The 25,088-nt window shown below is 63.8% G+C and carries 23 protein-coding genes; 12 read left to right on the forward strand and 11 right to left on the reverse strand.

Annotation, left to right across the window (positions count from 1 at the left end; translation table 11 throughout):
* Positions 1 to 9 precede the first annotated feature (9 nt).
* Positions 10 to 828: a crotonase/enoyl-CoA hydratase family protein gene (locus ACFO0A_RS06415; protein ID WP_379538185.1), complete on the forward strand. Its 819-nt coding sequence runs from the start codon at positions 10 to 12 to the stop codon at positions 826 to 828.
* A gap of 20 nt (positions 829 to 848) precedes the next feature.
* Here ACFO0A_RS06415 and ACFO0A_RS06420 read toward each other — a convergent pair whose 3' ends face one another.
* The gene (locus ACFO0A_RS06420) at positions 849 to 1,664 is read right to left on the reverse strand and encodes a GntR family transcriptional regulator (RefSeq protein WP_379538462.1); all 816 of its coding nucleotides are present in this window, start codon (positions 1,662 to 1,664) and stop codon (positions 849 to 851) included.
* Positions 1,665 to 1,684: 20 nt separating this feature from the next.
* A complete protein-coding gene (locus tag ACFO0A_RS06425; protein WP_379538186.1) occupies positions 1,685 to 2,791 on the reverse strand; it encodes an epoxide hydrolase family protein in 1,107 nt (368 codons plus the stop codon).
* A gap of 25 nt (positions 2,792 to 2,816) precedes the next feature.
* Here ACFO0A_RS06425 and ACFO0A_RS06430 point away from each other — a divergent pair, with 25 nt between their 5' ends.
* Entirely contained in the window at positions 2,817 to 3,827 is a 1,011-nt protein-coding gene (locus ACFO0A_RS06430; RefSeq protein WP_379538187.1) for a metal-dependent hydrolase, read from the forward strand.
* A 96-nt stretch (positions 3,828 to 3,923) separates the two neighbouring features.
* Positions 3,924 to 4,931 carry an alcohol dehydrogenase catalytic domain-containing protein gene (locus ACFO0A_RS06435; RefSeq protein WP_379538188.1) on the forward strand — a complete coding sequence of 336 codons (1,008 nt, stop codon included), beginning with the start codon at positions 3,924 to 3,926 and terminating at the stop codon, positions 4,929 to 4,931.
* Positions 4,932 to 4,993: 62 nt separating this feature from the next.
* Here the strand turns inward: ACFO0A_RS06435 and ACFO0A_RS06440 are convergent, their stop codons facing one another.
* A complete protein-coding gene (locus tag ACFO0A_RS06440) occupies positions 4,994 to 5,803 on the reverse strand; it encodes an SDR family NAD(P)-dependent oxidoreductase (RefSeq protein ID WP_379538189.1) in 810 nt (269 codons plus the stop codon).
* A 164-nt stretch (positions 5,804 to 5,967) separates the two neighbouring features.
* On the opposite strand from ACFO0A_RS06440, the gene ACFO0A_RS06445 reads away from it, so the two are divergent.
* Genes ACFO0A_RS06445 through ACFO0A_RS06460 form a run of 4 tightly spaced genes read left to right on the forward strand, consistent with a single transcriptional unit; the run spans position 5,968 to position 9,885 of the window.
* Positions 5,968 to 6,369 carry a Zn-ribbon domain-containing OB-fold protein gene (locus ACFO0A_RS06445; RefSeq protein WP_379538190.1) on the forward strand — a complete coding sequence of 134 codons (402 nt, stop codon included), beginning with the start codon at positions 5,968 to 5,970 and terminating at the stop codon, positions 6,367 to 6,369.
* Positions 6,366 to 7,517 (forward strand): acetyl-CoA acetyltransferase, encoded by a 1,152-nt coding sequence (locus ACFO0A_RS06450; protein WP_379538191.1) that lies wholly within the window; start codon positions 6,366 to 6,368, stop codon positions 7,515 to 7,517. Before ACFO0A_RS06445 ends, ACFO0A_RS06450 begins: the two co-directional genes overlap by 4 nt.
* A 45-nt stretch (positions 7,518 to 7,562) precedes the next feature.
* Entirely contained in the window at positions 7,563 to 8,765 is a 1,203-nt protein-coding gene (locus ACFO0A_RS06455) for an acyl-CoA dehydrogenase family protein (RefSeq protein ID WP_379538192.1), read from the forward strand.
* Positions 8,766 to 8,775: 10 nt separating this feature from the next.
* Positions 8,776 to 9,885, forward strand: coding sequence for an acyl-CoA dehydrogenase family protein (locus tag ACFO0A_RS06460; protein ID WP_379538193.1), 1,110 nt, complete (start codon positions 8,776 to 8,778; stop codon positions 9,883 to 9,885).
* 203 nt (positions 9,886 to 10,088) lie between these two features.
* Here the strand turns inward: ACFO0A_RS06460 and ACFO0A_RS06465 are convergent, their stop codons facing one another.
* Entirely contained in the window at positions 10,089 to 11,234 is a 1,146-nt protein-coding gene (locus ACFO0A_RS06465; protein WP_379538194.1) for an amidohydrolase family protein, read from the reverse strand.
* Positions 11,235 to 11,313: 79 nt separating this feature from the next.
* On the opposite strand from ACFO0A_RS06465, the gene ACFO0A_RS06470 reads away from it, so the two are divergent.
* From ACFO0A_RS06470 to ACFO0A_RS06480, 3 genes are all read left to right on the forward strand, one after another.
* A complete protein-coding gene (locus tag ACFO0A_RS06470; RefSeq protein WP_379538195.1) occupies positions 11,314 to 12,117 on the forward strand; it encodes an IclR family transcriptional regulator in 804 nt (267 codons plus the stop codon).
* Between the two features lie 275 nt (positions 12,118 to 12,392).
* Complete coding sequence (locus ACFO0A_RS06475) at positions 12,393 to 13,202, forward strand: SDR family NAD(P)-dependent oxidoreductase (RefSeq protein ID WP_379538196.1); 810 nt, start codon at positions 12,393 to 12,395, stop codon at positions 13,200 to 13,202.
* Between the two features lie 90 nt (positions 13,203 to 13,292).
* Positions 13,293 to 14,792, forward strand: coding sequence for an AMP-binding protein (locus ACFO0A_RS06480; protein WP_379538197.1), 1,500 nt, complete (start codon positions 13,293 to 13,295; stop codon positions 14,790 to 14,792).
* Positions 14,793 to 14,879: 87 nt separating this feature from the next.
* Here the strand turns inward: ACFO0A_RS06480 and ACFO0A_RS06485 are convergent, their stop codons facing one another.
* Positions 14,880 to 16,454 (reverse strand): AMP-binding protein, encoded by a 1,575-nt coding sequence (locus ACFO0A_RS06485; protein ID WP_379538198.1) that lies wholly within the window; start codon positions 16,452 to 16,454, stop codon positions 14,880 to 14,882.
* 197 nt (positions 16,455 to 16,651) lie between these two features.
* Between ACFO0A_RS06485 and ACFO0A_RS06490 the strand changes: the two genes are divergently transcribed.
* The gene (locus ACFO0A_RS06490) at positions 16,652 to 17,446 is read left to right on the forward strand and encodes an enoyl-CoA hydratase/isomerase family protein (protein ID WP_379538199.1); all 795 of its coding nucleotides are present in this window, start codon (positions 16,652 to 16,654) and stop codon (positions 17,444 to 17,446) included.
* Between the two features lie 105 nt (positions 17,447 to 17,551).
* On the opposite strand, the gene ACFO0A_RS06495 is transcribed toward ACFO0A_RS06490, so the two are convergent.
* From ACFO0A_RS06495 to ACFO0A_RS06510, 4 genes are all read right to left on the reverse strand, one after another.
* Complete coding sequence (locus ACFO0A_RS06495; RefSeq protein ID WP_379538200.1) at positions 17,552 to 18,979, reverse strand: aromatic ring-hydroxylating oxygenase subunit alpha; 1,428 nt, start codon at positions 18,977 to 18,979, stop codon at positions 17,552 to 17,554.
* A gap of 130 nt (positions 18,980 to 19,109) precedes the next feature.
* A complete protein-coding gene (locus ACFO0A_RS06500; protein WP_379538201.1) occupies positions 19,110 to 19,868 on the reverse strand; it encodes an SDR family NAD(P)-dependent oxidoreductase in 759 nt (252 codons plus the stop codon).
* Positions 19,869 to 19,903: 35 nt separating this feature from the next.
* On the reverse strand, positions 19,904 to 21,133 hold the full coding sequence (locus ACFO0A_RS06505) for a sulfotransferase (RefSeq protein ID WP_379538202.1): 1,230 nt from the start codon (positions 21,131 to 21,133) through the stop codon (positions 19,904 to 19,906).
* The gene (locus tag ACFO0A_RS06510) at positions 21,082 to 22,374 is read right to left on the reverse strand and encodes a DUF1214 domain-containing protein (RefSeq protein ID WP_379538203.1); all 1,293 of its coding nucleotides are present in this window, start codon (positions 22,372 to 22,374) and stop codon (positions 21,082 to 21,084) included. The genes ACFO0A_RS06505 and ACFO0A_RS06510 overlap by 52 nt, the downstream gene beginning before the upstream one ends.
* A gap of 48 nt (positions 22,375 to 22,422) precedes the next feature.
* Between ACFO0A_RS06510 and ACFO0A_RS06515 the strand changes: the two genes are divergently transcribed.
* Positions 22,423 to 22,593: a hypothetical protein gene (locus ACFO0A_RS06515; protein WP_379538204.1), complete on the forward strand. Its 171-nt coding sequence runs from the start codon at positions 22,423 to 22,425 to the stop codon at positions 22,591 to 22,593.
* Here ACFO0A_RS06515 and ACFO0A_RS06520 read toward each other — a convergent pair.
* On the reverse strand, positions 22,580 to 23,797 hold the full coding sequence (locus tag ACFO0A_RS06520) for an amidohydrolase family protein (protein ID WP_379538205.1): 1,218 nt from the start codon (positions 23,795 to 23,797) through the stop codon (positions 22,580 to 22,582). The genes ACFO0A_RS06515 and ACFO0A_RS06520 overlap by 14 nt on opposite strands.
* Positions 23,798 to 23,910: 113 nt before the next feature.
* Positions 23,911 to 25,083 carry a DUF1214 domain-containing protein gene (locus ACFO0A_RS06525; protein ID WP_379538206.1) on the reverse strand — a complete coding sequence of 391 codons (1,173 nt, stop codon included), beginning with the start codon at positions 25,081 to 25,083 and terminating at the stop codon, positions 23,911 to 23,913.
* Between the last annotated feature and the right edge of the window lie 5 nt (positions 25,084 to 25,088).

Consider the following 25,088-nt stretch of genomic DNA (forward strand, 5'->3'; position numbering starts at 1 on the left):
CAGGCTGCCATGAGGAGCAATGCGGTGCCCCCTTTCGTAACGATCGAGCGCCGCGGCCGCGTCGCGTTGCTCACCCTGAACCGGCCCGATTCGCTTAATGCGATCGGCACGCATCGCGACTGCCTTGATCTCGTGGAAGCGATTGAGTCCCTGATTGATGACCGCTCGATCTCGGCAGCTATCCTTACTGGCGCGGGGCGGGCCTTCTCCGCCGGCGGCAACCTCAAGGCAATGAAGGAACGCAACGGTATCGGCCCGCTCGAGCAGCCCGATTCGACTCGGCACAACTATCGCCGTGGGGTGCAGCGAATCACGCAAGCGTTCATGGCTTGTGAGGTGCCCCTGATTGCCGCAGTCAACGGCCACGCCGTCGGGTTGGGCTGCGATCTCGCCTGCCTGTGTGACATACGCCTTGCCGCCGAGGGCGCGAAATTCTCGGCGAGCTTCATTAAGGTCGGCATCGTGCCCGGCGATGGCGGCGCTTGGTCGCTACAGCGGGTCGTAGGTTATTCCACGGCGGCGCGAATGTTCCTCACTGGCGATCGCTACAGTGCATATGATGCACTGGGATTCGGTCTGGTCGATACGGTCGTGCCGGACGAGCGGTTGCTGCCGGAGGCGTTGGAGTTAGCACATCGGATCGCAGCCAACCCCGCGCGCGCACTTCGGCTGACAAAGCGGCTGTTGCGCGAGGCGCAGACGCAGCGAATGTCGGAAATCCTCGAACTCTCCGCCGCCTACCAGGCCCTTGCACACGAAACGGAGGACCATTCACAGGCACTCGACGCGTTCCTTGAGAAACGCGAACCAGTATTCCGCGGAGACTGAAGCGCTGGGATGGTCTCCACTCAGACGCTGTGGAGGCCGGCCTTGAGTTCGACCTCGTACCGGTACCGCTCGGGATGATAGCGCTGACGCGCGATTTCCACGAGGTCGCCAGTGGTCGTGTAATAGTTGCGCTGGGCGTGCAGCACCGGTGTTCCTTCAGGGATGCCCAGGAAGTCCGCAGTTCGCCCTATCGCCTTATCTGGCGTGATGGTCTGGCTGGCACGTCCAAGCCGGACGCCCAGCTTTCGCTCGACGATGCGTACAATGGGCTCACTGCCAACAATATCATCCGCCGCAAACTTGCCGATAAGTGCGGGCGTGAAGAAAAACTCCGAGTGCGCGGTCGGGCCTTCCCGCGTCCTGCTTACGACCTCAAGGCGAAGCAATGTGCCGCCGGACTCTAGTCCAAATTCCGCCAGGACATCCTCGGGCGCGAACCGTTCGTCGAGTGATACGAAGATCGGCTCGAGCTCGGTCGCCGTCAGCAGAAAGGCATCGAGCGAGCCCGTCAGGTGCACGGCATGGACGGGGGAATTTCGACTTGCCACGAACGAACCGACACCGCGCCTCCGGCGGATCAGCCCCTGAACATCAAGTGTTTCCAACGCCCGGCGAACCGTAATCCGGCTGACACCGTAGGTTTGCCCGATCTGCTCTTCGGTGGGCAGCATGGAGCCCGCAGCATACTCGCCCGAGGCAATACGCGCCTTAAGATCCTGCTCCAACTGATGGTAGAGCGGGACTGGTCCAACCTCGAGCTTGGATGCAGACAGGTTATTCATTCTTGAAACCATATACGTGGACCAAGCCAGCGCAAAGCGATCAGGATACTGCATCACCTGTGCGATCCGCTCGGTCAGCCGCCGAATTCGTCAAAGAACGCGATCACGTCCATCGCAAAGGCTGCTGGCTCTTCCATCGCGGCGAAGTGCCCGCCAGCCGGCAGCTTGCTCCAATGTTGCACGTTGTACGCCTTCTCGGCGAGGCGCCGGCTCGGCATCGGGTAGAATTCGCCAGGGAAGTGCGCCAAACCGCAGGGCAGGGCGACAGGGCCGGGGTGGCGCGCTTCAAGGTCGCTCGCGTAGTACATCCACAGGGAAGAGATCACGTTGTCCGTGACGAGATAGCTCATCAGGTTCGTGATGAGTTGGTCCTTGTTGAAGCGGCTCTCGATCACGCCCCTCGTGTCGCCCCAGCGCTGGAACTTCTCGACCACCCAGGCAGCCCAGCCGACCGGATTGTCGTGCAGCGCCAGGCCGATCGTCTGCGGCTTGGTCCGTTGCTCATGGTGGTAGCCACTTTCGGCTTCCATCAGTTTGCCGACGCTGCGCCAGTATTCTGCAAGCTCGGCATCTTGGCTCGATCCCGGCGGTGGCCCCATAAAGAAATTGACATGGATCGCGGCAACCACGTCGGCGTGCGCTGCGCCAAGCTGGTGCGTGACGGCGCTGCCCCAGTCGCCACCCTGGGCCAGGAAACGGGAATAGCCCAGCACGTCCACCATCAGCTTGCGCCATAGCACGGCGACGGAGGCCGGCCCGATCGGCCGAGCCGGCCGGCCCGACCAGCCGTATCCCGGCAACGAGGGGATCACGAGCGTATATCCCGCGGCCAGAAGCAGCGGAATCGCGGCCTGGAACTCGACGACCGAGCCCGGCCAGCCGTGGGTCAGAATGATCGGCAGCGCGCGCGTACCGTCCCCCGGGATGTGGTAGAAATGGATGTCGACGCCGTCGACCGTCGCCATGAACTGCGGCCAGCGGTTAAGCTTCACCTCCTCGGCCCGCCAGTCGTACGCGTCGCGCCAGTAGGCGACGAGTTCGGCAAGGTAACCGCGGTCCATGCCGTAGTCCCATGGACCTCCCTCGGCAGGCGCATAGCCGATTCGGGCGTCCGCAACACGCATCGCGATGCGGTCGAGAACCGGCTGGGCGACGTCTATGCGGAAAGGGCGCAGGCTCATCTTCGCGTTATCTCCTGGTTGCGCCATGGATCGGGAGATCTGTACCGGCGAGACAGCCAGCCCGCCCATCGCTGTTGCGATGAAGCCGGCCCGCGCTTGGTCAGCCGCGGCCTACTTACCTAGTTGTCACGCCAAGCGCCCGGAAGAGGAGAAGGGTCTGGTGGCACTCACGGTCCGCTATCCCAATATCGACTACTCCAGGGTGCGAGCCCACTGGGCGCCGAGCCGTGCGTTTTCCCACCACCGCAACGCCACCTCGTTCATCCCGACCCCGATCGAACCATGGCTGATCCGTATCCTGCAACGGGCTCGGCCATTGATCCCCGTGTCGGAAACGCGTCTGCTCAAGGACATGGATGATTTCATCGGGCAGGAATCGCAGCATTTTCGCCAGCATCGCCTGTTCAACAGGGCCCTGGTCGCGCAAGGCTATCCGGGCCTTGCAGACATCGAGAAGGAGCTCGAGGACGATCTCGAGCAATTGCTCCAGAACCGCTCCCTCAAGTTCCTGCTCGCCTATGCCGACGGCTTCGAGTCACTTGGCGCGGTGGCCGGCTGGGTCTGGTTCGAGAAAAGCGCGACCTGGCTCGAAGGAGCCGATCCGGACCTTGCCGACCTTTGGAAGTGGCACATGGCCGAGGAATTCGAACATCGCCACGTTTGTTTCGAGATCTACCACGCGATCTATGGCCGCGGATGGTGGAACGCGATCTGGAATGGGTACTTCTACCGCGTCTACGGGTTCCTGTTCGCTGTGCGCCACCTGAACCAGGGCTACATGGAGCGGATGTACGAATATCTCGCCGAAACCGACCGCGCCGGCATGATGGCGGACGAACGCGCCGCCTTCGCCCAGGACGAGAAGCGCTTCCGCCGTTTCCTGCTGCGCACCGCGCTGCCACTGCTGGCGAACTTTCTGCCCTGGTATAATCCGTCGCGCAAACGCACGCCACGCGGCCTCACCGAATACCTTCGACGCTTTGAGCCTGGTGGCGATCGGTCGCGCCACGCCGTGAGACAGCCTGCTTTGGCTTGAGAGTCGCCCCCGCCACACCCACTCCCCATCCGGGGATGGCGTAAAGCAGGACGGCACTTAGGTCTTGTCCAAACATATTTATCCGGGAGAGTTCAGATGCGGGCCGCAGTATTCAAGGAAGCCGGTAAGCCCTGGGTTGTCGAGGAACGCCCCGACCCCACCCCTGGCGAAGGCGAGGCCGTTATCCGGGTCGGTCGGTGTGGCATCTGCGGCACCGATCTCAACATGACCTCGGGAAGAGGCTACGACTTCCCGTGCGACACCGTCCTTGGACACGAGTTCTCGGGCGAAGTCGTTGCTGTCGGAAAAGGCGTCGAGCAGCTCAGGGTCGGAGACCGGGTGACAGCTCTGCCCGCTGCTGGCTGCGGCCATTGCGACTTGTGCCGCGCGGGCCAGGTGGTGATGTGCCCGAACATGGCACCCTATGCCGGCGGCTATGCTGAATACATGCGCATCGCAGAGCGCACCGCGGTGAAGCTGCCCGCTGCCCTGAGCCTCAATGATGGCGCACTGATAGAGCCGCTCGCGGTTGGCTTGCATGGCGTGCGCCTTGCCCAATTGCCGCTCGGCGCCAAAGTACTCGTGCTCGGCGCCGGTGCGGTCGGACTTGCCGCCACTTTCTGGGCACGACGGCTCGGCGCCGGCCGGGTGGTCGCTGCGTCACGTTCCGAGCGGCGGCGCGATATGGCGCTTGCGCTAGGTGCGTACGACTATGTGCTGACAGGTGAAGGCGAGGCCGAGCGGATCGGCGAAGCACTTGGCGGGATGCCGGACTACGTCTTCGAAGCGGCAGGCGCAGTCGGACTGCTCCAGCAGTCGATCAACCTCGTGAGGCCGAACGGCCATGTCATTTCCCTCGGGTTCTGCATGGCGCCCGACCCGGTGATCCCCGGTGTCAGCACGTTCAAGCAGGTCAAGCTCGCCTTCTCGATGGCTTGGACGGTCCCAGAATTTCGCTACGCGGTGGACACCATGGACGCCGGCCATGTCGAACCGCGGCAAATGATCACCAGCAACATCGGGCTCGATGCCCTGCCGGACATGATCGATCGGTTGCGCGGCGAGAACGGCGAGACCAAGGTTCATGTCGATCCCTGGGCCTGATGGACCAGCCCGGGGGAATACCCCTGGCGTTTCAGTGGGCCGGTCTTGCGGCCGATCCGCGCCTATACGACGTAGCGGATCGTCTGCCCCCCATCGACCGCGATGGTCTGGCCGTTGACATAGCCACCGGCTTCGCTGGCCAGCATGACGACAACACCGGCGATTTCGTCCGGCTCGCCCACGCGCCCCACGGTCGAGCGGGCCAGTTCCTTGGCGAGTTCCTCCGGGTTGTCGAGAATCGCTCCGGCCATGTCGGTCCGCACGAGCCCCGGCGAGACGGTGTTGGCGCGAATGCCGGCCGCGCCATGCTCCACCGCGATGTTGCGCACGTATTGCATGGCAAGGGCCTTGCTCAGCGTATAGCTATGATAGACCCCGCTGCCAAAGTGCGCGGCGATAGTACCGATATTGATGATCCGCCCCCAACCGCGCGCGCTCATGCCCGGAAGCAAATGCTGGCTCAGCCGGTGCAGCGCACCGAAGTTGCCGTCGATTGTCTTCTGGAGCACGGCGTCGTTCATTGTCGCGCTCGGCCCGTTGTGGATGTGCAGCCCGGCATTGGCGACGAGTATATCGATTCCCCCGAAGGCCGCTTGCGCTTCGCTGGCCAGTTCCTCGAGTTCGCCAGGCCGGCTGATATTCGCTGGAACCGCGACCGCGCGTCCAGAACCGGCGTCATTGATGACATTGGCAACCGCGGCAAGTGCATCTGACTTGCGGGCGCAGATCACCACATCAGCCCCGTGCTGGGCAAGCCGGTATGCTATCGCACGGCCGATCCCGCGGCTGGCGCCGGTCACCAGGGCTCTGCGGCCGGAAAGGTCAAACAGCGTGCCCGCAAAACGCCCACAAGCTGTGCTCTTCGTATCCATGCATCCCAGGGTCGAGATCGCGACGCCACCGGGCAAGCCGCCGGTCCGAGATATCGGTAGCGCGATCATCGCATGCGCCAGCGCGCGTCGACCGCTCCTTCGATCTACAATGCGGCAGCGCAGCACTTGCGCATTGGCGGCGTAGCGACAGGCGGGTCAGGAAGATGACGGATACCGATCCAAAAGCAGGACCGGACGAGCAATTCTCGGCGTTCCTCACCGAGGGCCGCTTCATGATCCAGCGGGGGACGCAGTCTGGCACGCACGTGTTCTTTCCCCGCGTGGTGGCGCCTGGCACCGGTGAAGACCTGGAGTGGGTCGAAGCTTCGGGGCGCGGGATTGTCTATTCCACGACGGTGGTGCGCAAGCGCCCTCCGGAGCCGAACGTCAATGTCACCCTGGTCGATCTCGCCGAGGGACCGCGGATGATGAGCCGCGTCGAGGACATTGATCCAGCCGAAGTGCGCATCGGCATGGCGGTACGCGCCCGGATCATCGAAGCGGAAGACGGCCCCCTGCTGGTCTTCGTGCCCGATGCGACCCAGGAAGGGGCAGCGGCGGCATGAGCGGCGAGATGTTTCCCCGGGGAAAGACCGCGATCGTCGGCGTCGGCACATTCGGAACGGACCGGGCACCGGGCTACGAGCCGCACGATATGGCAGCGATCGCGGCGCGCGACGCGCTACGGGAAGCGGGGTTGACCTTCGCCGATGTCGATGGGCTCTTCTACACGAACAATGTCGACACGTTTGGCGGCGCTTTGAGTTTTGCGCAGTATCTCGGAATTCAACCGCGTGTTCTCGACAACAGTCGCACCGGCGGCAACGTGTTTCAGAGCTATCTGGAACGCGCCGCCTGGCTGCTCGATGCCGGCCTGATCGATTGCGCGTTGGTCGCGTTCGGATCCAACCAGGCCTCAGCGACCGGCAAGCTGTCGAACGCGTCCCGACCGTGGCCCTACGAGGCACGCTACAAGCCTCTCCTTCCCGTCAGCGGCTATGCTCTCGCAGCAGCCCGGCACATGCACGACTTCGGCACCGCCAAGGATCAGCTTGGCGAAGTGGCGGTTGCGGCACGAGCTTGGGCAATGCTTAACCCTGAAGCAGTCAAGCGCGACCCGATGACCCTGGACGACTATCGCGCATCGCGCATGGTCTCCGATCCTCTGTCGGTGCTTGACTGCTGCCTGGTGACCGACGGCGCGGCGGCAGTGGTCCTGACACGGTCAGACCGGGCGAGCGATCTGGCGAAGAAGCCGGTCAAGGTGCTCGCCGCGGCCAGCTCGACGACGCATTCCTTCGTTTCAGCGATGCCCGACCTGACCCGCACAGCGCTGGTCGAATGCGGCGCCCGCGCTTATTCCGCTGCCGGGATCGGTCCGCAGGAAATCGACGTCGTCGAACTCTATGACGCGTTCACGATCAACACGATCATGTTCCTCGAAGACCTCGGGTTCTGCCTGAAAGGCGAAGGCGGCCGGTTCGTGGAAGGCGGGGCAATCGCACCGGGCGGAAGATTGCCCGTCAACACTAACGGCGGCGGGCTCTCCTGCACGCATCCGGGGATGTACGGCCTGTTCACCATCGTGGAGGCGGTGCGCCAGCTGAGGGGCGAGGCGGGAGCCCGCCAGGTACAAGGTGCGCGGACCGCGATCGCACAGGGCAACGGCGGCGTGCTCTCGGCGCAGGCGATGGCGATCCTGGCGGTAGACTAAAGGCAAATGATCGACTGTTGAAGGTCGAAAGGGGACGAGCGAGTCATGGATTTCCGGTTTGACGAGGGCCTCGAGGAGTTCAGGCAAATGGTCCGCAGTGCCATTGCCGAGGATCTCCCGAAGGACTTAAGAGACCGCCAGCGGCGGTTCGGTGGTCTTCAGTCCGATCCGATCGATGTCCTCCAGTGGACACGTATCCTCGCGAGACGCGGTTGGACGGTACCGCACTGGCCGGTCGAGCATGGCGGGTGCGGGTGGACCCCATTGCAGCTCTTTGTCTTCCAGGACGAGATGATCCGCTCTTTCACCCCCGACTCATGTTGGGGTGGCACGCACATGGTGGGACCGGTCATCTACACGTTCGGGTCCGAGGAGCAGAAGGCCCGCTTCCTCCCCGCTATCCGCAATGGCGACTTCTACTGGGCGCAAGGATTTTCGGAACCTGGCAACGGCTCCGACCTGGCCAACCTGCGCACGGCGGCGGTGCGCAAGGGCGATGTCTATGTCGTCACGGGGCAGAAGATCTGGACGAGCTCCGCATGGGCCTCGGACTGGGGCTTCTTTCTTGTCCGCACCGATTCGACCGTCAAACCGCAGCGGGGGATCTCATTTCTCCTCATCGACATGAAGAGCCCCGGCGTTACCATCCGACGCATTCCGCAGATCAACGGGGAGTCGGACCTATGTGAAGTTTTCCTCGATAACGTGGAAGTGCCCGCCAGCAACCTCGTAGGCGAGGAAGGCGCGGGTTGGACCTACGCCAAGTTCCTGCTCGACCATGAGCGTACCACCAGCTCGTTCATCTACTTCAACAAGAAGGAATTCGCGCTGGCGAAGGCGATGGCAGGCAGCCTTTCGCTCGACGGTGTCACCCTCGACAGGCACCCGCGCTTCCAGGGTCGCCTCGCCCGCCTCGAAGCCGAAGTGTCCGCGCTCGAATGGTCGGTGTTGCGCGCCCTTGCCGACGAGCCGTTCCAGTACCCCGAAGCAGCAGCAGCTTCGGTGCTCAAGGTAGCGGGATCGCGGCTCCAGCAGGCGATCAGCGAACTGCACGTCGACCTGCAGGGCGTTCAATCGATCCGGCTTTATCCCCACGAGGTTCACAAGCGGCCGGCGCGCAGTCCGTTGTGGCCGGAAGAGAGCGAATACGCGACCCAACGCGCGCTGGTCCTGCGTGCGGCCACAATCTACGGCGGATCTCTGCAGATCCAGAAGAACATCATCGCCAAAGTCGCCTTCGGCCTCTGAAAGACCTGCCATGGACTTCAACACTTCCGACCTGCAGCGCATGCTGCTCGACAGCGCCGAGCGCTACATCGCCGAGCGTTTCACGCTCGAGCACCGCCGCGCCCTGCGCGATAGCGGCAGCGGATTCGACGAGAACGCCTGGGCCACCTTTGCCGAACTGGGCTGGCTGGCGCTTGCTGTTCCGGAGGAGTCGGGCGGACTGGGCGGTAGTTCGGCCGATGTCGCGGTGCTTGCCGCTGCCTTCGGCAGCAAGTGCGTCTCCCAGCCGTTCGTCGGCACAGCCGTGCAAGGGGCATACCTGCTCGCCGCAGCGGAGGAACCACGCACCGCCATCATCGAGCAAGTAATCGGTGGAACGGCCCGGATCGCGCTGGTTCATGGCGAGCCCGGCGAGCGTTACGCCGAGGTTTCGCCCCGCCGCGTGACGCTGACCCCCGATGGCGATGACTACGTTCTGGATGGCCAGAAGTTCTTCGCAGTCGATGCGCCGGTGGCGACGCACCTCGTCGTCTCGGCAGAGACTCCAGGGCGCGGGCTCGCGCTAGTGCTGGTGCCCGCGGACAGTTTCGGCGCCAGCGCGGACGCCTATCCGCTGCTGGACGGCAGCCGCGCTGCCGACCTTCGGTTCGAGAATGTGCGCCTGGGGGCGGATGCGGTGCTGGCTACCGGCGCCACGGCCGAGGCACTGCTTGGAGCGGCACTCGATCATGGTCGGCTTGCGCGCCTGGCGCAGGCCGTCGGCTCGATGGAGGAAGTGCTGCGCATCTGCTCGGCCTACCTCCAGGAACGTCACCAGTTCGGCCAACCGATCGGGAATTTCCAGGCACTGCAGCACATCATGGCCGACATGTTCGTGGCGGCTCACCAGTCGCGCTCGGCACTCTACCAAGCCATCGCGCACTCTGACCGGCCCGCGGCTGAGCGAAGCCGGGCGATCTCGCTTGCCGCGATCACGATCGGGGAAGCCGGTCAGCTCGTCTCGCGACAGGGCATCCAGCTCCACGGCGGCTATGGACTGACCGACGAATACGAAGTCGGTCACCACTACCGCTACCTGCTGACGCTCGAAAAGCTGAGTGGCGACATCGACTTTCACATGGCGCGGCTCGCCGCGACTTGACGGCGCCGTCCGCTCGCTAGCGCGCTCTGCCCTGTGGAATCCACAGCCGTGGGCTGCCTCTGACCGGCCGCGAGTACCGAACACCGCGCCGGGGCCAAAGAGACCTGCAAACCTTCCCGACCGAGGCCGTGTCGTCTCCGCACACGCCGAGGCCCGGTCCTGGATCCCCGGACCGGGCCTCGCGCCGTGCTTGCGTGGATCGTTCAGAGATTCCAGAGCTTCGCCGCGTTGCGGCCCACCACGTCCTTGCCGCGCTCCTCGCCGAGCACGTCGAAAATCTTCCGGATCTCATTGCGAGAGTCACCGAACACGCTCTCCCCATGCGGATAGTCGCAAGACCACAGCAGGTTGTCGGTCAGGTTGTATTCCCCCGCGAGCTTCAAGCCGACATCGTCGGTCATGATCGCGGAATAGCACTGGCGCCGGAAATAGTAGCTCGGCAACTCCTGGAGCTTGGGTTTCATCTCGGTCTCATAGACCTGATAGATCCGGTCAGCGTCCTGCAGCGTCCACGGCACCCAACCGAAGCCACCCTCGCAGAAGACTACCTTGAGATTGGGATGGCGCTCGAGAATACCCGAGAACGCGAGCAGCGACCACAGCGGGCGATAGGGCCCGAGATTCTTGGTGAGGTTGGCGCCGGTCGCGCCTTTGCCGCGGAATTCGAGATAGGCGCCGACGTGGAACATGACCGGAATACCGCTGTCCGCGATTGCCTCCCACATCGGCTCCATCGCCGAGGCGTTGTAGGGCACGTTCTTGGGCGCCGACGGAATTTCGAGCGCCTTGAGGCCCCAGCCCTTGAACTTCTCGATGTAGGCCGCGGTATCTGCGGGGTTGTAGATGGTGGGCAGGATGCCGACGCCGACCAGCCGCTGCGCATTGGCCGCGCAGAGCTCGCCGAGCCACTCGTTGTAGGCGTCCATGCAGCGGGTGAAGAACGCCTTGTCCTCCATCCGCACCAGCGACATGGCGCGGCTGTGGAAGAAGAGAGAGACGTCGATCCCCTCGGCATCCATGTCCCTGAGGCGCTCCTTCGCGTCCCAGAACCCGGGACGCCCTTCCCCGATCAGCCCCTCGATACCGGGCACGTCATAGCTCATGCCATCCACTGTCATGTGCCAGCGGTTGTCGGCCTTGTCCTGCCACAGGCGCGGCGCGCGGTCCTTGTCGGCGCCCGACATGCGCTTCTCCCAGAGGCCTTCCTCTTCCATCCCGTGATCGTCGACCGAGATGATCCGCGTGCCTGCCGGCGGACGCCAGCCGCTGTCCTGCACCTCACGGTTCATCGGCCAGTCCACCGCCTCGATCGGCGTATCCTGGGTAAATGTCGCCTGGTACCCATCCATCACGGTTCTCCTCGCCAACTGAGTGCTTGACTTATTCACACTGCGAATAATATATTCGTCTGATGATTGAGATACACCCTTGAGCATTGTCAAGTCAACCGAGTCGGCTTCACGCCGCGACGGCGGAGTGACCGCGCTTGCGCGCGGACTGGCGATCCTGCAGTGTTTCGACCGGCCGGGCGCCCAGTTCACCGTCTCCGAACTGGCGCGGCTGGTAGGGCTCAGCCAGCCGACCACTTGGCGGCTCTGCAGCACTCTGATCGACAAGGGCTTCCTGGTGAAGGTACCGGGCAGCTCGGCGCTTCGCGTAGGCGCGCCTGCCCTCACTCTCGGCTATGCGGCGGCGCAGGGGCAGGATCTACGGGCGCTGGTGCGCCCCTACATGGAGCAGCTGACTACCCGGGTCGGGACCACTGTCGCGCTCAGCCTCTACAGCGGCAACGAGATGCTCTCGATCGACCAGACCATGGGCAGCTTCGTGGTGCCGGGCCAGCCGGTCGGCTGGCGCGCCTCGCCGGCCTCCTCGTCCGCCGGCCTGGCAGTGCTCGCCGTGCTCCCCGACGAGGATCGCGCCCGCGCGCTTCAGGCGATTGCCGAACGCGATCCGGCTTCCTGGCCCCGCCGCCAAGAGCGGATCGAGAGGGCTGCAGCCCATTTTGCGCAACACGGATACATCGTGCTGACCGACATGTTCGACGGACAATATGCCGCCGCCTCGGTCCCGCTGGTCGAGGGAGGGACGGTGCCGCGGTACTGGGGCCTCAGTTGTAGTGGCCTCAGCACCACGTGGACCGTCAATGCCCTGCGCCCGGTGGGCGAGGAGCTCGTTCGCATCCGCACGCTGCTGCAGCCGGCGGCCGCTGTGATCGGTGCGCTCGGGTAGAGCGGTCCGCGGCGGCGCGGGCCGGCGGGGCAATTGGTGATCCGCACCTGACAGAGATGTCGAATAGCCTTGGGACGACAGCGGTATTTCTGACGAGCCATGCGCACCTGCCTCCACATCAAGCCAGGCGGTTCGATCGATCACCCCCGCGATATCGAGGATCCGGATATCGTGCCTGAGCCAGGACGCGATTAGCGATCCGCGTCGCGACAAGCAGCGGCTCGAAAGCTGCCGGACACTGCCCGGAGAACCACGGACCGCCTGTCTGTGGATCGATGCAAGAAGTGGCGATGCCCCCGATCGCTGAAGAGGAGGAAGCGACGATGGTTGACCCCTCCTTTGCCGGCAGGACCGCTCTCGTGACTGGCGCCGGAGCGGGGATCGGCCGAGCATCGGCCATGGCCTTCGCTGGACGCGGTGCGAAAGTGATGGTCGCCGATATCGACATGGCCGGTGCCCAGGAAACGGTGCAATTGATCCATGACGCCGGCGGAACGGCGGAAGCGATTCTCTGCAATGCTGCCGACGGTGCCTCGGTGGAAAATCTCGTTCACGCGACGCTAGAACGGTTCGGCTCGCTCGACTTCGCGCACAACAATGTGGGCTGCGGCGTTGGCAAGCCGCTGGAGGAACTGACCGAGGACGATTACCAGTTCGTCAGTGATCTTTCGCTCAAGTCAGTTTTCCTCGGCCTTCGCCATGAATTGCCAGCGATGCGGGCGCATGGGCACGGTGCCATAGTCAACACCGCTTCGATGGCCGGCATCAGCACTACTCCGGCCGCGGACATCATCTATGCCGGGGCAAAAGCCGGAGTCATCCAGATGACGGCACATGCCGCCCGAGCCTACGGGCCCTACGGCATACGTGTGAACTGTGTTGCGCCAGGCTTGGTGGCGACAAAGATTGTCTCGGAGATGTTTACTCCAGAGCAACAGGTTGAACTTGCCGGTGACCAGATCTTGAAGCGCCCTGCCAGTCCGGACGAAATTGCTTCGGCGGTGATGTTCCTATGCTCGACGGAAGCGGCAATGATTACCGGAATGGTCATGCCGGTTGACGGCGGCCAAAACGCATTACGCTAAAGATACGGTTGGCTTCGTTCGATGGAATATCAGCAATGCGTGGCAGCGGACTGGCTCGACGGCGATGGGCTGCCACGTCCTGGCGCACCTATGGGCATGCTGCTCAGCGCCCATGCGGCACTCCGGCCGGAGGCACCGGCCTTCACATTTGCCGGCGAAACGCTGTCGTTCGGACAGTTTGATTCCCGAGCAAACATCCTCGCCAGAGCCCTCGCGCTGCGGGGTGTGTCCAGCGGTGACCGCGTGGTGGTTTCCATGCCCAACCGGCCCGATCACGCTCTTGCATTGTTCGCGATCTGGAAGCTCGGCGCGACCCCGTGCGCGGTCTCCTATCGTCTGACGCCAAGCGAGTTTCGTGACGTGCTGGCGCTCGCTGAACCACGGTTGGTCATCGGGACATCCCAAATTCCAGCGCGCGCCGCCTCTCTCTTCAATATCGATGCGCCGCTTCCGGGCGGATTGGATGACCGACCCCTTCCCCCTGCCCTATCGACGCCGGGGAAGATCCTGGCAAGCGGCGGAAGCACGGGGCGGCCGAAACTGATTGTCGACCCTCGTGATTCCGGGTGGGGCCCCGACAAGGTCAATCTCTATCGCCCACCGTTGAGCACAGTGCTGAGCGCAGGGCCGCTCTACCATGCGGCGCCCTTCGCCTTCGCCATTGTGGCCCTTGCCGAGGGCAGCCATGTGATCTGCATGGAGCGTTTCGAGCCAATCGAATGGTTGCGGCTGGCAGAACGTCACCGCGCCACAGTAGCGACATTGGTGCCTACGATGATGAGCAGGATCGCCCGGCTCGATCCTGCGATCACCTCCGCGGCCGACCTTTCCTCATTTCGCTTCATCATGCACTCCTCCGCCCCATGTCCCGAAGACGTGAAGCGCTGGTGGCTCTCCAAGGTCGAACCCGCGACGCTATGGGAGGTCTACGGATCAACCGAGCGACTAGGCTCCACCCTGATCAACGGCGCGGAATGGCTCGACCATCCAGGTTCCGTAGGTCGTGCCAATCCCGGCGATACAATCGTCATTGTCGGACCGGACGGAACCCCGCTGCCGCCGGGAGAGATTGGAGAAATTCTGTTCCGTCGAGCAGCCGGGGTAGGCACCAGTTACCAGTACATCGGAGCTGAAAGCCGCATTCGAGGCGACCTCGACGGTCTGGGCGACATGGGTTGGCTTGATGCAGATGGCTATCTCTTCATCGCGGACCGGCGCACCGACATGATACTGGTGGGCGGCGTCAACGTCTGGCCGGCAGAGGTTGAGGCCGCACTCGAGCAGGTCCCCGGGGTGCTCTGCGCAGCAGTTATCGGACTCCCCGACCCGGATCTGGGTAATTGCGTCCACGCGATTATCGAACTGGCGCAGCACGTCGAGGTGCCCGAGCCCCACCGCGCGCTGCCATTTCTCGCTACAGGGCTGGAGCGGCTAGCGCCGTTCAAGCGGCCACGTTCGGTCGAATTTACCTACGAACGCGTGCGCGACGATGCTGGAAAGGTCCGCCGGGCCGCCTTGCGCGCTGAACGGATCGACCGCCATTCAAGTTCCGAAATGCCGCAGCCTCCTGCTCTCGGCCCAAAGCCATGAATGGGCTGCAACGTTCGCACGTCTTCGAGACCAACCTGGTACTAGGCTTGATTGGTAACGCAGATGCTTGGGATCAGTGCGGCGGCCTCAGTCCATGGCCCTGAGTTCGACTTTGGCCACTTTACCCGTTGCGTTCAGTGGTAGCGCATCGAGGAACCGGACCGAGCGCGGCACCTTGTAGTTCGCCATTTCATTCCGGCACCAAGAGATCACCTGTTCCTCCGTCAGCGCGCTACCGGGCTCCCTCACGATAAATGCACGGCCGACCTGGCCGAGCCGTGCATCGTCAACGCCGATCACTGCGACTTTGCCGACACCGGGAATGCCCTGCATCATCCCCTCGATCTCTGCCGGATAGCAATTGAACCCGCCGACAAGGTACATGTCCTTGATCCGGTCGGTGATCGAATAATTGCCCTGCGAATCGACCGAACCGGCGTCACCGGTCAGGAAGAAGCCGTCGGCGGTAAAGGCTGCGGCGGTAGCCTCTGGGTTGTTGTAGTAGCCCTTGAGGACCTGCGGTCCGCGTACCGCTATCTCGCCGACCGCGCCTACCGGCAGCTCGGAATGGTCGGGTCCGACAATCTTTACCTCGAGCATCGAAAGCGCCCGCCCGACTGTCTTCGCGACAACCTCGGATGGATCATCGGGCATGGTCGAGGTGACCGAGCCGGCGGTCTCGGTCAGGCCATATCCGGTCTGAACCTGCGTGCCCGGGCCGAACGCGGCGCGAAGTTCATCAACTTGTCGGACAGGGATGGTGGTACCGCCGGTCGCGACGATGCGCACGCTCGAAAGGTCGGTATACGGCCGGTCAGGATGGTCGATGATGCCCTGGGCGACCGGCGGCGCCGTTGGCAGGAAGGTCACCTTCTCGCGTTCGATCAGCCGCAGCAGGTCGCCCGGGTCGAAGGTGCTCACCGGCACTATGCGCACGCCGTAAAGCACTGAGACCTGCCAACCTGCACGATAGCCGGCATTGTGAGCAAAAGGGTAGGTTACCGCGAAGACGTCGTCTGGCGTGAAACGGGTTAGTTCGTCGCGTTGCGCCTCGCAGGCGATCAGGCTCTGCGCGCTCGTCATCGGCACGCCCTTGGGTTTGCCGGTGGTGCCGGAGGTGAAGATAATGTCGACGATGTCATCGCCTGTCGCCTGCGTGATACGGGCGTCGAGTGCGGCATCCTCGGTCTGCGTTGCTATTGCCCGCAGCGTGTCGAGCCCGATCACGTGCGCGCTTTCATCTCCGTCACCCGGTCCATCGAGAACGACGATGCGCTCCAGCGGGGGGACCTCCCGGGCGAGGATGGCCTCGACATAGTCGAAGTCCCCGAACCGCCGGTCGCAAAGCAGCACACGTGCGCCCGAATCCCGAAGGATGCCTTCGGCTTCGCGCCCCCGCAGCCGCGTGCCGATCGGGACCAGCGTGGCGCCAGCGGCCTGGATGCCCAGCGCGGCAACAGCCCATGACGCACTGTTGACGCCCCAGATCGCCACCCGGTCGCCGCGTAAGATGCCCAGCGCCATCAACCCTCGCCCGACCGCGCGGCTGGCAGCCTCGAGCCCGGCGTAGGTCAGGTCGCCCGCATTGCTGCGGATGGCGGTACGGTCGGCATGGATGCGCGCCGAATTCTGGAAGCGTCGATAGATCGCCTGGTCGGTCATGCTGGTTCCAATGAGCCGGGACCGAACGCGTCGCCGAGGAGCGGTTTGCAGTCAACGAATGGCGGCGGCTGATCAAAAGGGCGATGGAAGCCAGGCAGATCGATCGGAACAGCGCATGAGCGATATCGGCGCGGGCGCTGCTGGCCATCGTCGCGCGTCTGGCGCCATAACAGGCGATATTACGGGAGAGGAAACCGATGTACGACTATTGCAAGAACCTGCGCGTGGAGCGTCGGACCAATGGCATCCTGCTTCTCACGCTCGACAATCCTCCCACCAACGCATTCAGCGATCCGATGCACGACGAGCTGCGCCGAGTGCTGGATGACGCAAACCATGACCGTGAGACCAAGGTGATCGTTCTGACGGGTGCCGGGGAGCGGGCCTTCTCGGCTGGCGGCGACATCGAGCACATGCGGGACCTGCTCGACGATGCGCGTCGCACGCTCGATGGATTCGTCGAGGCCCGCCGGCTAATCAATTCCCTGCTCAGGCTTGAGAGGCCGCTGATCACGCGGCTCAATGGCCACGCCATCGGACTTGGCGCGACGATCGCGCTTTTCTCGGACCTGTGCTATGCAGTCGAGACCGCGCGGATCGCCGATCCGCATGTTTCAGTCGGTTATGCTGCCGGCGATGGTGGTGCCCTCATCTGGCCACAGTTGATCGGGTACATGCGCGCCCGTGAGTTCCTGCTGACCGGGGATCCGATCTTGGCAAGCGACGCCGCTGCGATAGGGCTTATCAACCGCGCCGTTCCGATGTCGGAATTGGACTCCGTGGCCTTTGGCATGGCCGAGCGGCTCGCAGCAGGCGCGACCGTTGCGATCAACCTTACCAAACAGGCAATCAACTTGCCGCTGCGCCGCCACTTCGAGGGCATGGTCGACGCAAATGTGTTCTTCGAAGCTATCTCGGCCCTGTCTGACGACCACCGGGAAGCGGTCATGGCTTTCGTCGAAAAGCGACCACCACGGTTTACGGGACGATGAGCGCGCAGGCCCCCTCCGACGCCCGCTTCGCCCCACATCGACAGCGGTGGGGAAGTTACCCGGCGCGTCCGCGATCACGCTCTCACTGGACCGACAGATTGCCCTTCAGAATCCCAGGTCGCGCACCGGTACGTCGATAGGGCCGGAAACCTGCTGCACAGCCGCCAGCAGTGCTTCTCTTGGCAGTTCCGCCAGGTAGCCGTCGATCAGCCGCTGGTAATTGCTGATCAGCCCCTCGAACTCCGCCGCAAGCCGCATAAACTCGAACCCGGCATGGAGGCCCTTCTGCTGGCGCGGAAGGTTCGAGTAGTCCTGTGCCGGGATCGGCGGCCACGACGGATCGTTGCTCGGCACCGGCGTCGGTTCGACCGGACGAGGGCGATCCGCGCCAGCAGGGTAGCGCGTTAGCGACCAAAGCTCGAACAGGCATTCCTCCGGCCCCAAGGGGCGGATGCGATACGAGCTCGCGCTGCCGTAAGTGGGCAGCAGGAAGTAGTGCGGGAAAGCGAAGTTGACCCCACTGGCAAGGCCCCGCGCATCGAGATCGTTGAGATCGGGCGGGTTGGCTCCCATCCGGTCGTAGTGCTCCATGACCGCATCGTTGACCGCGCGGTTCCACACGGCTCCCGCCTCCATGGGATTGGGCGGCAGGTCCATGCCGACAAGCGTCTCGGCGACCTCGATTTCTTGCATGTGGGTCATCCCCGCCATGCCTTTGTTGAGCTCCTTCATGAAATGGATGTTCATCTCCGCGAACTCGCGGGCATTGAAGTCCGTCTTCATCGCCGGACCCATCGTGGTCCACATCTGGCGGGTGACGTACTCCTCCGGAATACGGCCGTAAAACGCGTCGCCGGCGCGATTGGTAACCCCGGGTGGCAGGAGCTGGGGATGCGTGGTCGCCACGTGGTAGCCTTCCTGGAACGCCTCCATCGCCAGCTTCCAGTTGCACGGGATGCGAGCAGCCTTCCACCACTCGACCCGCAGCTCCTCGGGGTTCCACAGTTCCATCCGCTCGGCAAAGTGTCCAAGCGAGGCGCGCAGCGGCGCCGCGTCCTGGTCGAGGTTGATGAACGCGCAGTGCGCCCACACCTCGCAGCGTACCGGCACAAGGTTGAGCTCGTCGGCGCAGAGGTTGTCGGGTGCGTAGCCCTCCGGCGTGAACACGAAAGTGTTCTCGCCGCCGCGGTTCCAGCGCCAGCCGTGGAACGGACAGATGAACCCGCCCGAACTGTGCCCGCTGCGCGTGACGAGTTGAACCCCGCGGTGCCGGCAGTGGTTGTGGAACGCCTTGATGGTGTTCTCGTCGACCCGCATCACGATGATCGACTGATCGAGGTTCTCGTAAAGCACGTAGTCGCCCGGGCGCTGAATCTCGTCGAGACGGCAGGCCATCTGCCAGACCTTCGGCCAGAGGTGCTTCTTCTCGAGCTCGAAGAATTCCGGATCATAGTAACGTGCCGCCGGGATACGGTCGGGCCGGGTCACGGCATGGGGCACGCGGGTGTGGATCTGGTCGGTCAGCGATGGCATTTGATGGGGTCTCCGGGCTTCCGACTAGGATTGGCGTTCAGCACCGGCGTTGTCACCGTAAGATGCCCGCATCCGCCGGAATATCGTGTCCACGATTGTCACCTGGGTCGGCGGCAAGAAATCTGGCAACTTAGAGCATGACCATGCCCCCATCGACGTTGATCGTCTGGCCGGACACATAGCGACTCTCGTCGCTGGCGAGGAACACAGCGACCGGCCCGATATCCTTCTCGGCATCGCCCCAGCGCCGCAGTGACACCTCGGCGAGGTTCTTGGAAGCCTCCTCCGGGAATTCCTCCAGCCACCTGAGCGCGGCGGGTGACATTGCCGAAGGGTTGATCACGTTAACGCGAATGCCGTCCGGACCCCATTCGCGTGCGGCGGCGCGGCTCAGACCACGGATGGCTTCCTTGCTGGCACCGTAGATGGAGTAGCCCGCCGGCGCGATGATCCCCTGACGCGATCCCAAGTTGATGATCGAACCCCCGCCTCGCGCCACCATATGCGGGCGCACGGCCTGCATGTGGTAGATCGAGCCATAAAGTCCGGATTCGACCGTCGTAGCGATCTGCTCGTCCGTGTAGTCCGACAGCATCAGTCCAGCGAAGGTCGTCTGCGCGTTGTTGACGAGGATATCGATGCCGCCGAACGTCCCGGCAGCGAACGCGACGACCTTGTTCGCGTCGGCGCGCGAGCGGGTATCGGCGGGATGGATCGCCACTCTCGCGCCGCGTGCCTCGAGGTCGGCGACGACCCCTTGGAGCTTCTCGGGCGTGCGGCCTGTCAGCACGATCGCGGCGCCGGCATCGGCAAAGGCCTGCGCTATCCCAAGTCCGACCCCCTGCCCGCCGCCGGTTATGATGGCAACCTTGCCTGCCAGTTGACTCATAAATCCTGCTCCCTGCTCGGTGCGGTCGTTGACGGTCAGTCCGCGCCCAGGAAACGCGCGCGGTAGCTTTCGAAGGGCGGCCCCAGTTCAGCCCAGTTCACGCCGAAGGGCTCGAACGTGTAGTGGTGCCGGCCGTAGCGATCGGAGGCGTTCCCCGGATCGTCCAGCCATGCCCGCATCGCCTTCTCGCCCTCGGCGGTCCACGCGAAACCCCACGCGACATAGCAATCGCGCAGAGCCGCGATCGGATCGGCAGTGAAGCGGTCGAACCGCAAGTGGGTGACGCGCGGATCATCCATGCACGGATCGGCCATGACCGCGTCGATCCGCTGCTTGAAATCCGCGAGGTAACCGGCGGCGAGCGTCTGCCGGTCGAGCGCGCCATCGGTAATAGCATCATAGACAACCGCCGCGATCGCAAGGCTTGACGGCAGAAACGCACCCGGCTCGCGGTGCGGAAAGAGGCAGCGCGCATCCGGAAAGGCGCGGAAGAGCTCGGGCAAGTGCCGCTGGTGCTCGATGCCCTTGAGCACCCAGCGCCGGCGCGGGCGGCGCCACTGCTGGTGCTGGAGGAACAGGCGCAAAAACTCGTAGGCTTGGGTGAAATCAGGTTCTCCGGTGCGGATCGCGAGGCTCGGCGCGTCGCACAACACGACCGGGTAATTGTCGAACAGGGCGAGTGTGAGAATTTCCTCGTCCTCCACCAGCGTCTCCGCACCGCCGTCCCAATAGGGGTGGAGCGTCAGGAGACCGGGACATCTCTCGCAGAAGTGATCGACTACGCGTGCCGCGGCGGCCTTGCGGATCTCCGTCACCGGCTGCTCCCCGGGCGGCGGCGACGGTTCATGTACCTGCCATGCGACAACGCCGCGGTTGGCCGGATCGGCCGCGAGCAGCGCCTGCTGGATTGATGTGCCAGTGCGTGGAAAGCCGATCACGAACATCGGGTCGGCGATTACCTCTTCGAGGATCTCTGGATGACGCGCTACGTCGTGGGCGATGGCGAGCCGCCGCGCCAGCAGCCTGACGAGCTGGCGCCGCGTGGCGGCAGCCTGGTCGGGCGTGAATTCGGCGCCACCGCGCAAACCCTCCACCAAGCGAGCGAGACGGCCGCGCAATCCCTCGTCGACCAGCCCGGCCGTGCCCGAGGCAATCTCGGCCGAAGCGATGATCGAACAGGGATCGAGAAGCCTCGCGGTGTTGCCCATCGCGGTCAGACCGCGAGCCGCCCGGCCCAGCTCGACCGGCGTGCGGCGATCTGACATTGCCGCTCGGCAGGTGTGACCTTCTTCGCTCCGCGGGTCACGGCGGCGATGTCGTCGAGCTTGACGAGTTGCTCGCGCAGCAGACGTGGCAGATCGCTCGCGGACGTCACGCGCGGCACGCCCTGCCAGCGGTGCAGCAAGATCGTCTCGTTGAGCCCGCCGGTGTCGAGCCAGTTGTGGATGCCCGGATCGGTCGGCCCGATCACAAAGGTGTAGTTGCCGTCCTCATCGGCTGAGATCTGCGCATTGTTGAGCGATCCGGTCGAGCGGTGCGGAGCAATACTCCGATGCCACCAGTCATGCACCACAATGTCGCGAAAGGCGGCGTTGCCGCCGTTGACGGTGATGACGTAGGCCTCGTCGTCCGCGATGCGCAGCGTGCCATAGCAGCCGAACTGCGATGGAAGCCCGCCGACACCGCCCGATGCGACCGGGGGGATCAGCCGGTTGACCGGCTTGCCATGCGTGAGCATCGTGAACCAGTGGTAGAGCGGCACGTCGGCCAGCATCCACTTGATCGCGCGGTATGCCATCTCGTCCTCGTCGATCGGCGGCCGCCCGGTCGGGTTCAGCCGGGTGACCCGCAGGGCATTGGGCCGCTCGCGGTCCCAGTCGCCGAGCGCATCGCGAACGAAGAGGAAAAGCGCGTCGCGTTGGGTCTGGAGATGGTTGGGCCGGCCATTCGCCGGCTGGTCATCCACAGTCAAGGTGAAGCGTCCGTCCGAACACAGCACCAGGTCCTCGTTGTCGAGGCTCGCCAGCGTGATCGAGGTGCCGGAGTTGGCGACGATCGTCCAGGTCACGTCAGCCGGGCCCTGCCCCAGCCTTTGACCATCGATCCGGTAGGAGCCGCCATGCTCGACGGGAATGAGGCGATAGCCATTGTCCGGATTGTCCCCGCCGATCCGCGCGGAGGGCATCGAAATGCCGAACCAGTCGTGCGCAATCATCCAGTTCTGGAATACGCGCGGATGCTCGGGGTCGCTGTTGCAGGCCTTCTGGACGTAGTTGAGGGCATATTCCTGGATGAAGTCGTCGAGCAGCTCTTCCGCCTGGTCACTGGCAGTCTCCGACACGGTCGCCCACAGAAACCGCGCCTGGCGGATCGCTGCCTTCACGTCGTCTCTTGCCAGTAACCGCAGGGCGGTGCGCTGGAGGTCAAGCTGGTCTGCAGTGGCGATCGGGTTGCGAGACGAAAGGAAATAGTCGTCTGTCTCGATCCATTCGGGAATGACGGACATCTGCGTTACGCCTCCAGCCGGTCGCCTGAGATGCGGTCCAACACGGATATGAGCAGCCAGTCGCGTGATGGCGAGCTTGCGGAGACGACGATCGCAGGGCTGATCCAGCAACCCGCCTTGCGCGGACCTATCGACCGGGCATCTGGTGACGATGTGCTGTGCGCCGCGGACAAACCTCAAGCTGCACTGCCCGCCGACCTCGCGTTCAGACGCGCATGAACCGCTTGCCGTTATCGTACATGATCGCACGCGCATCCGCATCGGGAAGCTCGGTCAGCGCCTCGGTATAAAAGTCGCGCGGTTCGGGCACACCTTCCGCGTGCGGATAGTCCGAACCCATCAGGATGCATTCCGAGGTACCGATCTTGTCGACGATCCCCTTCACGTCGTCCTCCGGGTAGGCGACGGCGAAGCAGTGCCGCTTGAAAATCCTGCTCGGACGTTCTGCAAGTTGTCCGCACGGCCAGTAGCCGTTCTTCGCCATTCCGCGCATCTTGTCCATCTTCTCGAGGAAGCCGGGGACCCAGTTTGCGCCGTTCTCCACGCTGGCGATGCGAATGTTGGGGAATCGCGCGAAAAAGTTGTGGTAGATAATATTGGCCAGGGTGATTTGCACCGGCAGCTCGGAATAGCAAAACATCCACTGCCACGCCGTTTGACCGGTCCGGCGCGACTGAAGCGGCGTTTCGCCGAATTCGCGGATCAGCGGGTGCATGAAGTTGGCCTCGGAGACGTGGAAGGTCACCGCCACTTGGGCATCGTCGAGGATCTTCCATACCGGATCAAAGTACGGGTCCGCCGGTGACTTGCCCCCCGCCGGCCCCATCGGCATGCAAACCACGCGCACGCCCTTCTCGACCAGCCACTTCGCCTCGGCGATTGAGCTGTCGAGGTCCCACAGGCTGAGAAGGCCGGTGGTGAAGATGCGGTTCTCGTAGGCGAAGCCCCACTCTGCGTTCACGTACTCGTTGTATGCGTGGAGAACCGCATTTCCGGTTGCGTCCTGCGGATAGTAGCCGAAAGTCGAGACGAACTCGCCGACGAAGAGGATGCATCCCTCGACGCCGAATTCGTCGAGTTTCTTCAGTCGCTCGGCCGGAGCCATCATGTCCTCGGTCGGCTGCGACCAGCCCTCGACGTTGGACTTGCCATCCTTCATGGCCTGCAGCCACTCCTTGAGCCGCCCGGGCGGCGGCACCAGTCCCTGCGCGTTCGCCTCTGCGTTCTCGACCATGCGATCGCCGATATGCAGCCCGAAACGCCCGTCCGGCCCGACCTTGCGCGCCGGCAACCATTGGGCATGAAGCTCAGCCGGCAGGTACTTGCGCATGAAGTCGTAGTTGCGCTCGTGGATGTGGCTGTCGCAATCGAAGATCGGACCGCTGTAGACCTTGGTGGGCTGAACGTTGGGTGCGGTCGCCATTATTGCCTCCGGTGGTGTAAGTAACTCAGACTGATACGCCTGCTGGGATCGAGGAGGGAGAAATTGTGGTCCGAAGCACTCAGTGATCGCAGACGCGATCGCACGTTCGAGTGCTACCAACGTCGGCGAAGCTGTGCACCGATCAGGCGATCGCGCATAGCGACAGACCGCTCCTCCGGCGTGATCAGCGCGCTGCGGCCACCCAGGTAGCCAGCGACTTCCGCCAGCTTCATCCGCTTGATTTGCGGCGTGGGAAGACTGCTGCAGCGATACCAGCGCCCTATCATCATCCCGTAGCCGCGCCCGCAGGTGTCAAGCCAGTTGACATAGCCCGGGTCCTCGTGCGCAAGCACGGCGCGGAAGCGGCCGTCGCTGTCGATCCGCGCGGTATGGCCGTTGAGGCTGGTTTGACGGTAAAGCACCTCCATCTGATTCCACAGGCCATCAATCACCTGGATGTTCCAGTAAGGCCGGGTTTCGGGCAGATCGGTCTCCAGCACGAGCGCTTCATCCGGGCCGATGTCGAAGACCGCCTCGTAATATGCCTGTGGCCAGTCCTGACCGTTGCCGAGATCCTGGAAGGTTGTCAGTCCGCAGGCGTTTACCAATCCCTTGTCGTGCGCCGCCTTCACGGCGCCGATGCCGATCTGGGAGAGGCGCCGGACATAGGTCCCGAACAACTGCCGCAGTTGCCGATCGAGTTCCTCGGGGCTGACAGGCGGCTTGGCCGGTTGCGGGTCGAGACGCTCGATCGCGAGGCGCAGGTCGGTCTCGCGGCCCCAGTCGTACGAGAACTGCCTCACCATGATGAAGTCCGCCTCCGGATCGAGCCGCAGCCAGTCGCCGCTCCAGCCTGCTGGCCGTTCGGCGCTGAACAGCACCTCGAATGAGCCATCGGCTGCGATCGTCAGGTCGTCGAGGTCGTAATTCCCGAAACCCTTGCCGAAGGCTTCGGACATGCCGATGATGCGATTGCCCACTGCAAAGCCGGCGACCGGCGAATTGCCGCGCTCACCCGTGACGCGATAGGTGCCCGCTCCGTCCACCGCAGTGTAGTAGTAAACCGCGTCGGGATTTGGCTGAAGGAGGAAGGTCGAGTTCTCGAACGGCACCCACTCGGGATAGCGTGGATCCGTTTGGCAAATCAGCATGTAGCCCTGCGAAAGGTTCATTGCGAATTGCCGGTACAGGGTCGCGCGCAGCGCTTCGTCAACTGGTGCGGTGCCGCTGCCGAATATGTCACCCGCCGGCTTGAGCAGGTCAACGTAGTCGCTCCAATTTTCCACTTTCG

It is taken from the genome of Novosphingobium tardum (genome assembly GCF_042652045.1).
GTDB lineage: Bacteria > Pseudomonadota > Alphaproteobacteria > Sphingomonadales > Sphingomonadaceae > Novosphingobium > Novosphingobium tardum.

What these genes read in the sequence shown, in the direction of transcription:
- ACFO0A_RS06425 (WP_379538186.1), bottom strand. Translation starts at nt 2,791, where the DNA reads ATGAGCCTGCGCCCTTTCCGCATAGACGTCGCCCAGCCGGTTCTCGAC.
- ACFO0A_RS06485 (WP_379538198.1), bottom strand. Translation starts at nt 16,454, where the DNA reads ATGACCGACCAGGCGATCTATCGACGCTTCCAGAATTCGGCGCGCATC.
- ACFO0A_RS06430 (WP_379538187.1), top strand. Translation starts at nt 2,817, where the DNA reads ATGGATCGGGAGATCTGTACCGGCGAGACAGCCAGCCCGCCCATCGCT.
- ACFO0A_RS06515 (WP_379538204.1), top strand. Translation starts at nt 22,423, where the DNA reads ATGAGCAGCCAGTCGCGTGATGGCGAGCTTGCGGAGACGACGATCGCA.
- ACFO0A_RS06465 (WP_379538194.1), bottom strand. Translation starts at nt 11,234, where the DNA reads ATGGATGGGTACCAGGCGACATTTACCCAGGATACGCCGATCGAGGCG.
- ACFO0A_RS06420 (WP_379538462.1), bottom strand. Translation starts at nt 1,664, where the DNA reads ATGCAGTATCCTGATCGCTTTGCGCTGGCTTGGTCCACGTATATGGTT.
- ACFO0A_RS06440 (WP_379538189.1), bottom strand. Translation starts at nt 5,803, where the DNA reads ATGGATACGAAGAGCACAGCTTGTGGGCGTTTTGCGGGCACGCTGTTT.
- ACFO0A_RS06490 (WP_379538199.1), top strand. Translation starts at nt 16,652, where the DNA reads ATGTACGACTATTGCAAGAACCTGCGCGTGGAGCGTCGGACCAATGGC.
- ACFO0A_RS06445 (WP_379538190.1), top strand. Translation starts at nt 5,968, where the DNA reads ATGACGGATACCGATCCAAAAGCAGGACCGGACGAGCAATTCTCGGCG.
- ACFO0A_RS06495 (WP_379538200.1), bottom strand. Translation starts at nt 18,979, where the DNA reads ATGCCATCGCTGACCGACCAGATCCACACCCGCGTGCCCCATGCCGTG.
- ACFO0A_RS06450 (WP_379538191.1), top strand. Translation starts at nt 6,366, where the DNA reads ATGAGCGGCGAGATGTTTCCCCGGGGAAAGACCGCGATCGTCGGCGTC.
- ACFO0A_RS06505 (WP_379538202.1), bottom strand. Translation starts at nt 21,133, where the DNA reads ATGTCAGATCGCCGCACGCCGGTCGAGCTGGGCCGGGCGGCTCGCGGT.
- ACFO0A_RS06475 (WP_379538196.1), top strand. Translation starts at nt 12,393, where the DNA reads ATGCAAGAAGTGGCGATGCCCCCGATCGCTGAAGAGGAGGAAGCGACG.
- ACFO0A_RS06480 (WP_379538197.1), top strand. Translation starts at nt 13,293, where the DNA reads ATGGGCATGCTGCTCAGCGCCCATGCGGCACTCCGGCCGGAGGCACCG.
- ACFO0A_RS06415 (WP_379538185.1), top strand. Translation starts at nt 10, where the DNA reads ATGAGGAGCAATGCGGTGCCCCCTTTCGTAACGATCGAGCGCCGCGGC.
- ACFO0A_RS06455 (WP_379538192.1), top strand. Translation starts at nt 7,563, where the DNA reads ATGGATTTCCGGTTTGACGAGGGCCTCGAGGAGTTCAGGCAAATGGTC.
- ACFO0A_RS06510 (WP_379538203.1), bottom strand. Translation starts at nt 22,374, where the DNA reads ATGTCCGTCATTCCCGAATGGATCGAGACAGACGACTATTTCCTTTCG.
- ACFO0A_RS06520 (WP_379538205.1), bottom strand. Translation starts at nt 23,797, where the DNA reads ATGGCGACCGCACCCAACGTTCAGCCCACCAAGGTCTACAGCGGTCCG.
- ACFO0A_RS06500 (WP_379538201.1), bottom strand. Translation starts at nt 19,868, where the DNA reads ATGAGTCAACTGGCAGGCAAGGTTGCCATCATAACCGGCGGCGGGCAG.
- ACFO0A_RS06460 (WP_379538193.1), top strand. Translation starts at nt 8,776, where the DNA reads ATGGACTTCAACACTTCCGACCTGCAGCGCATGCTGCTCGACAGCGCC.
- ACFO0A_RS06435 (WP_379538188.1), top strand. Translation starts at nt 3,924, where the DNA reads ATGCGGGCCGCAGTATTCAAGGAAGCCGGTAAGCCCTGGGTTGTCGAG.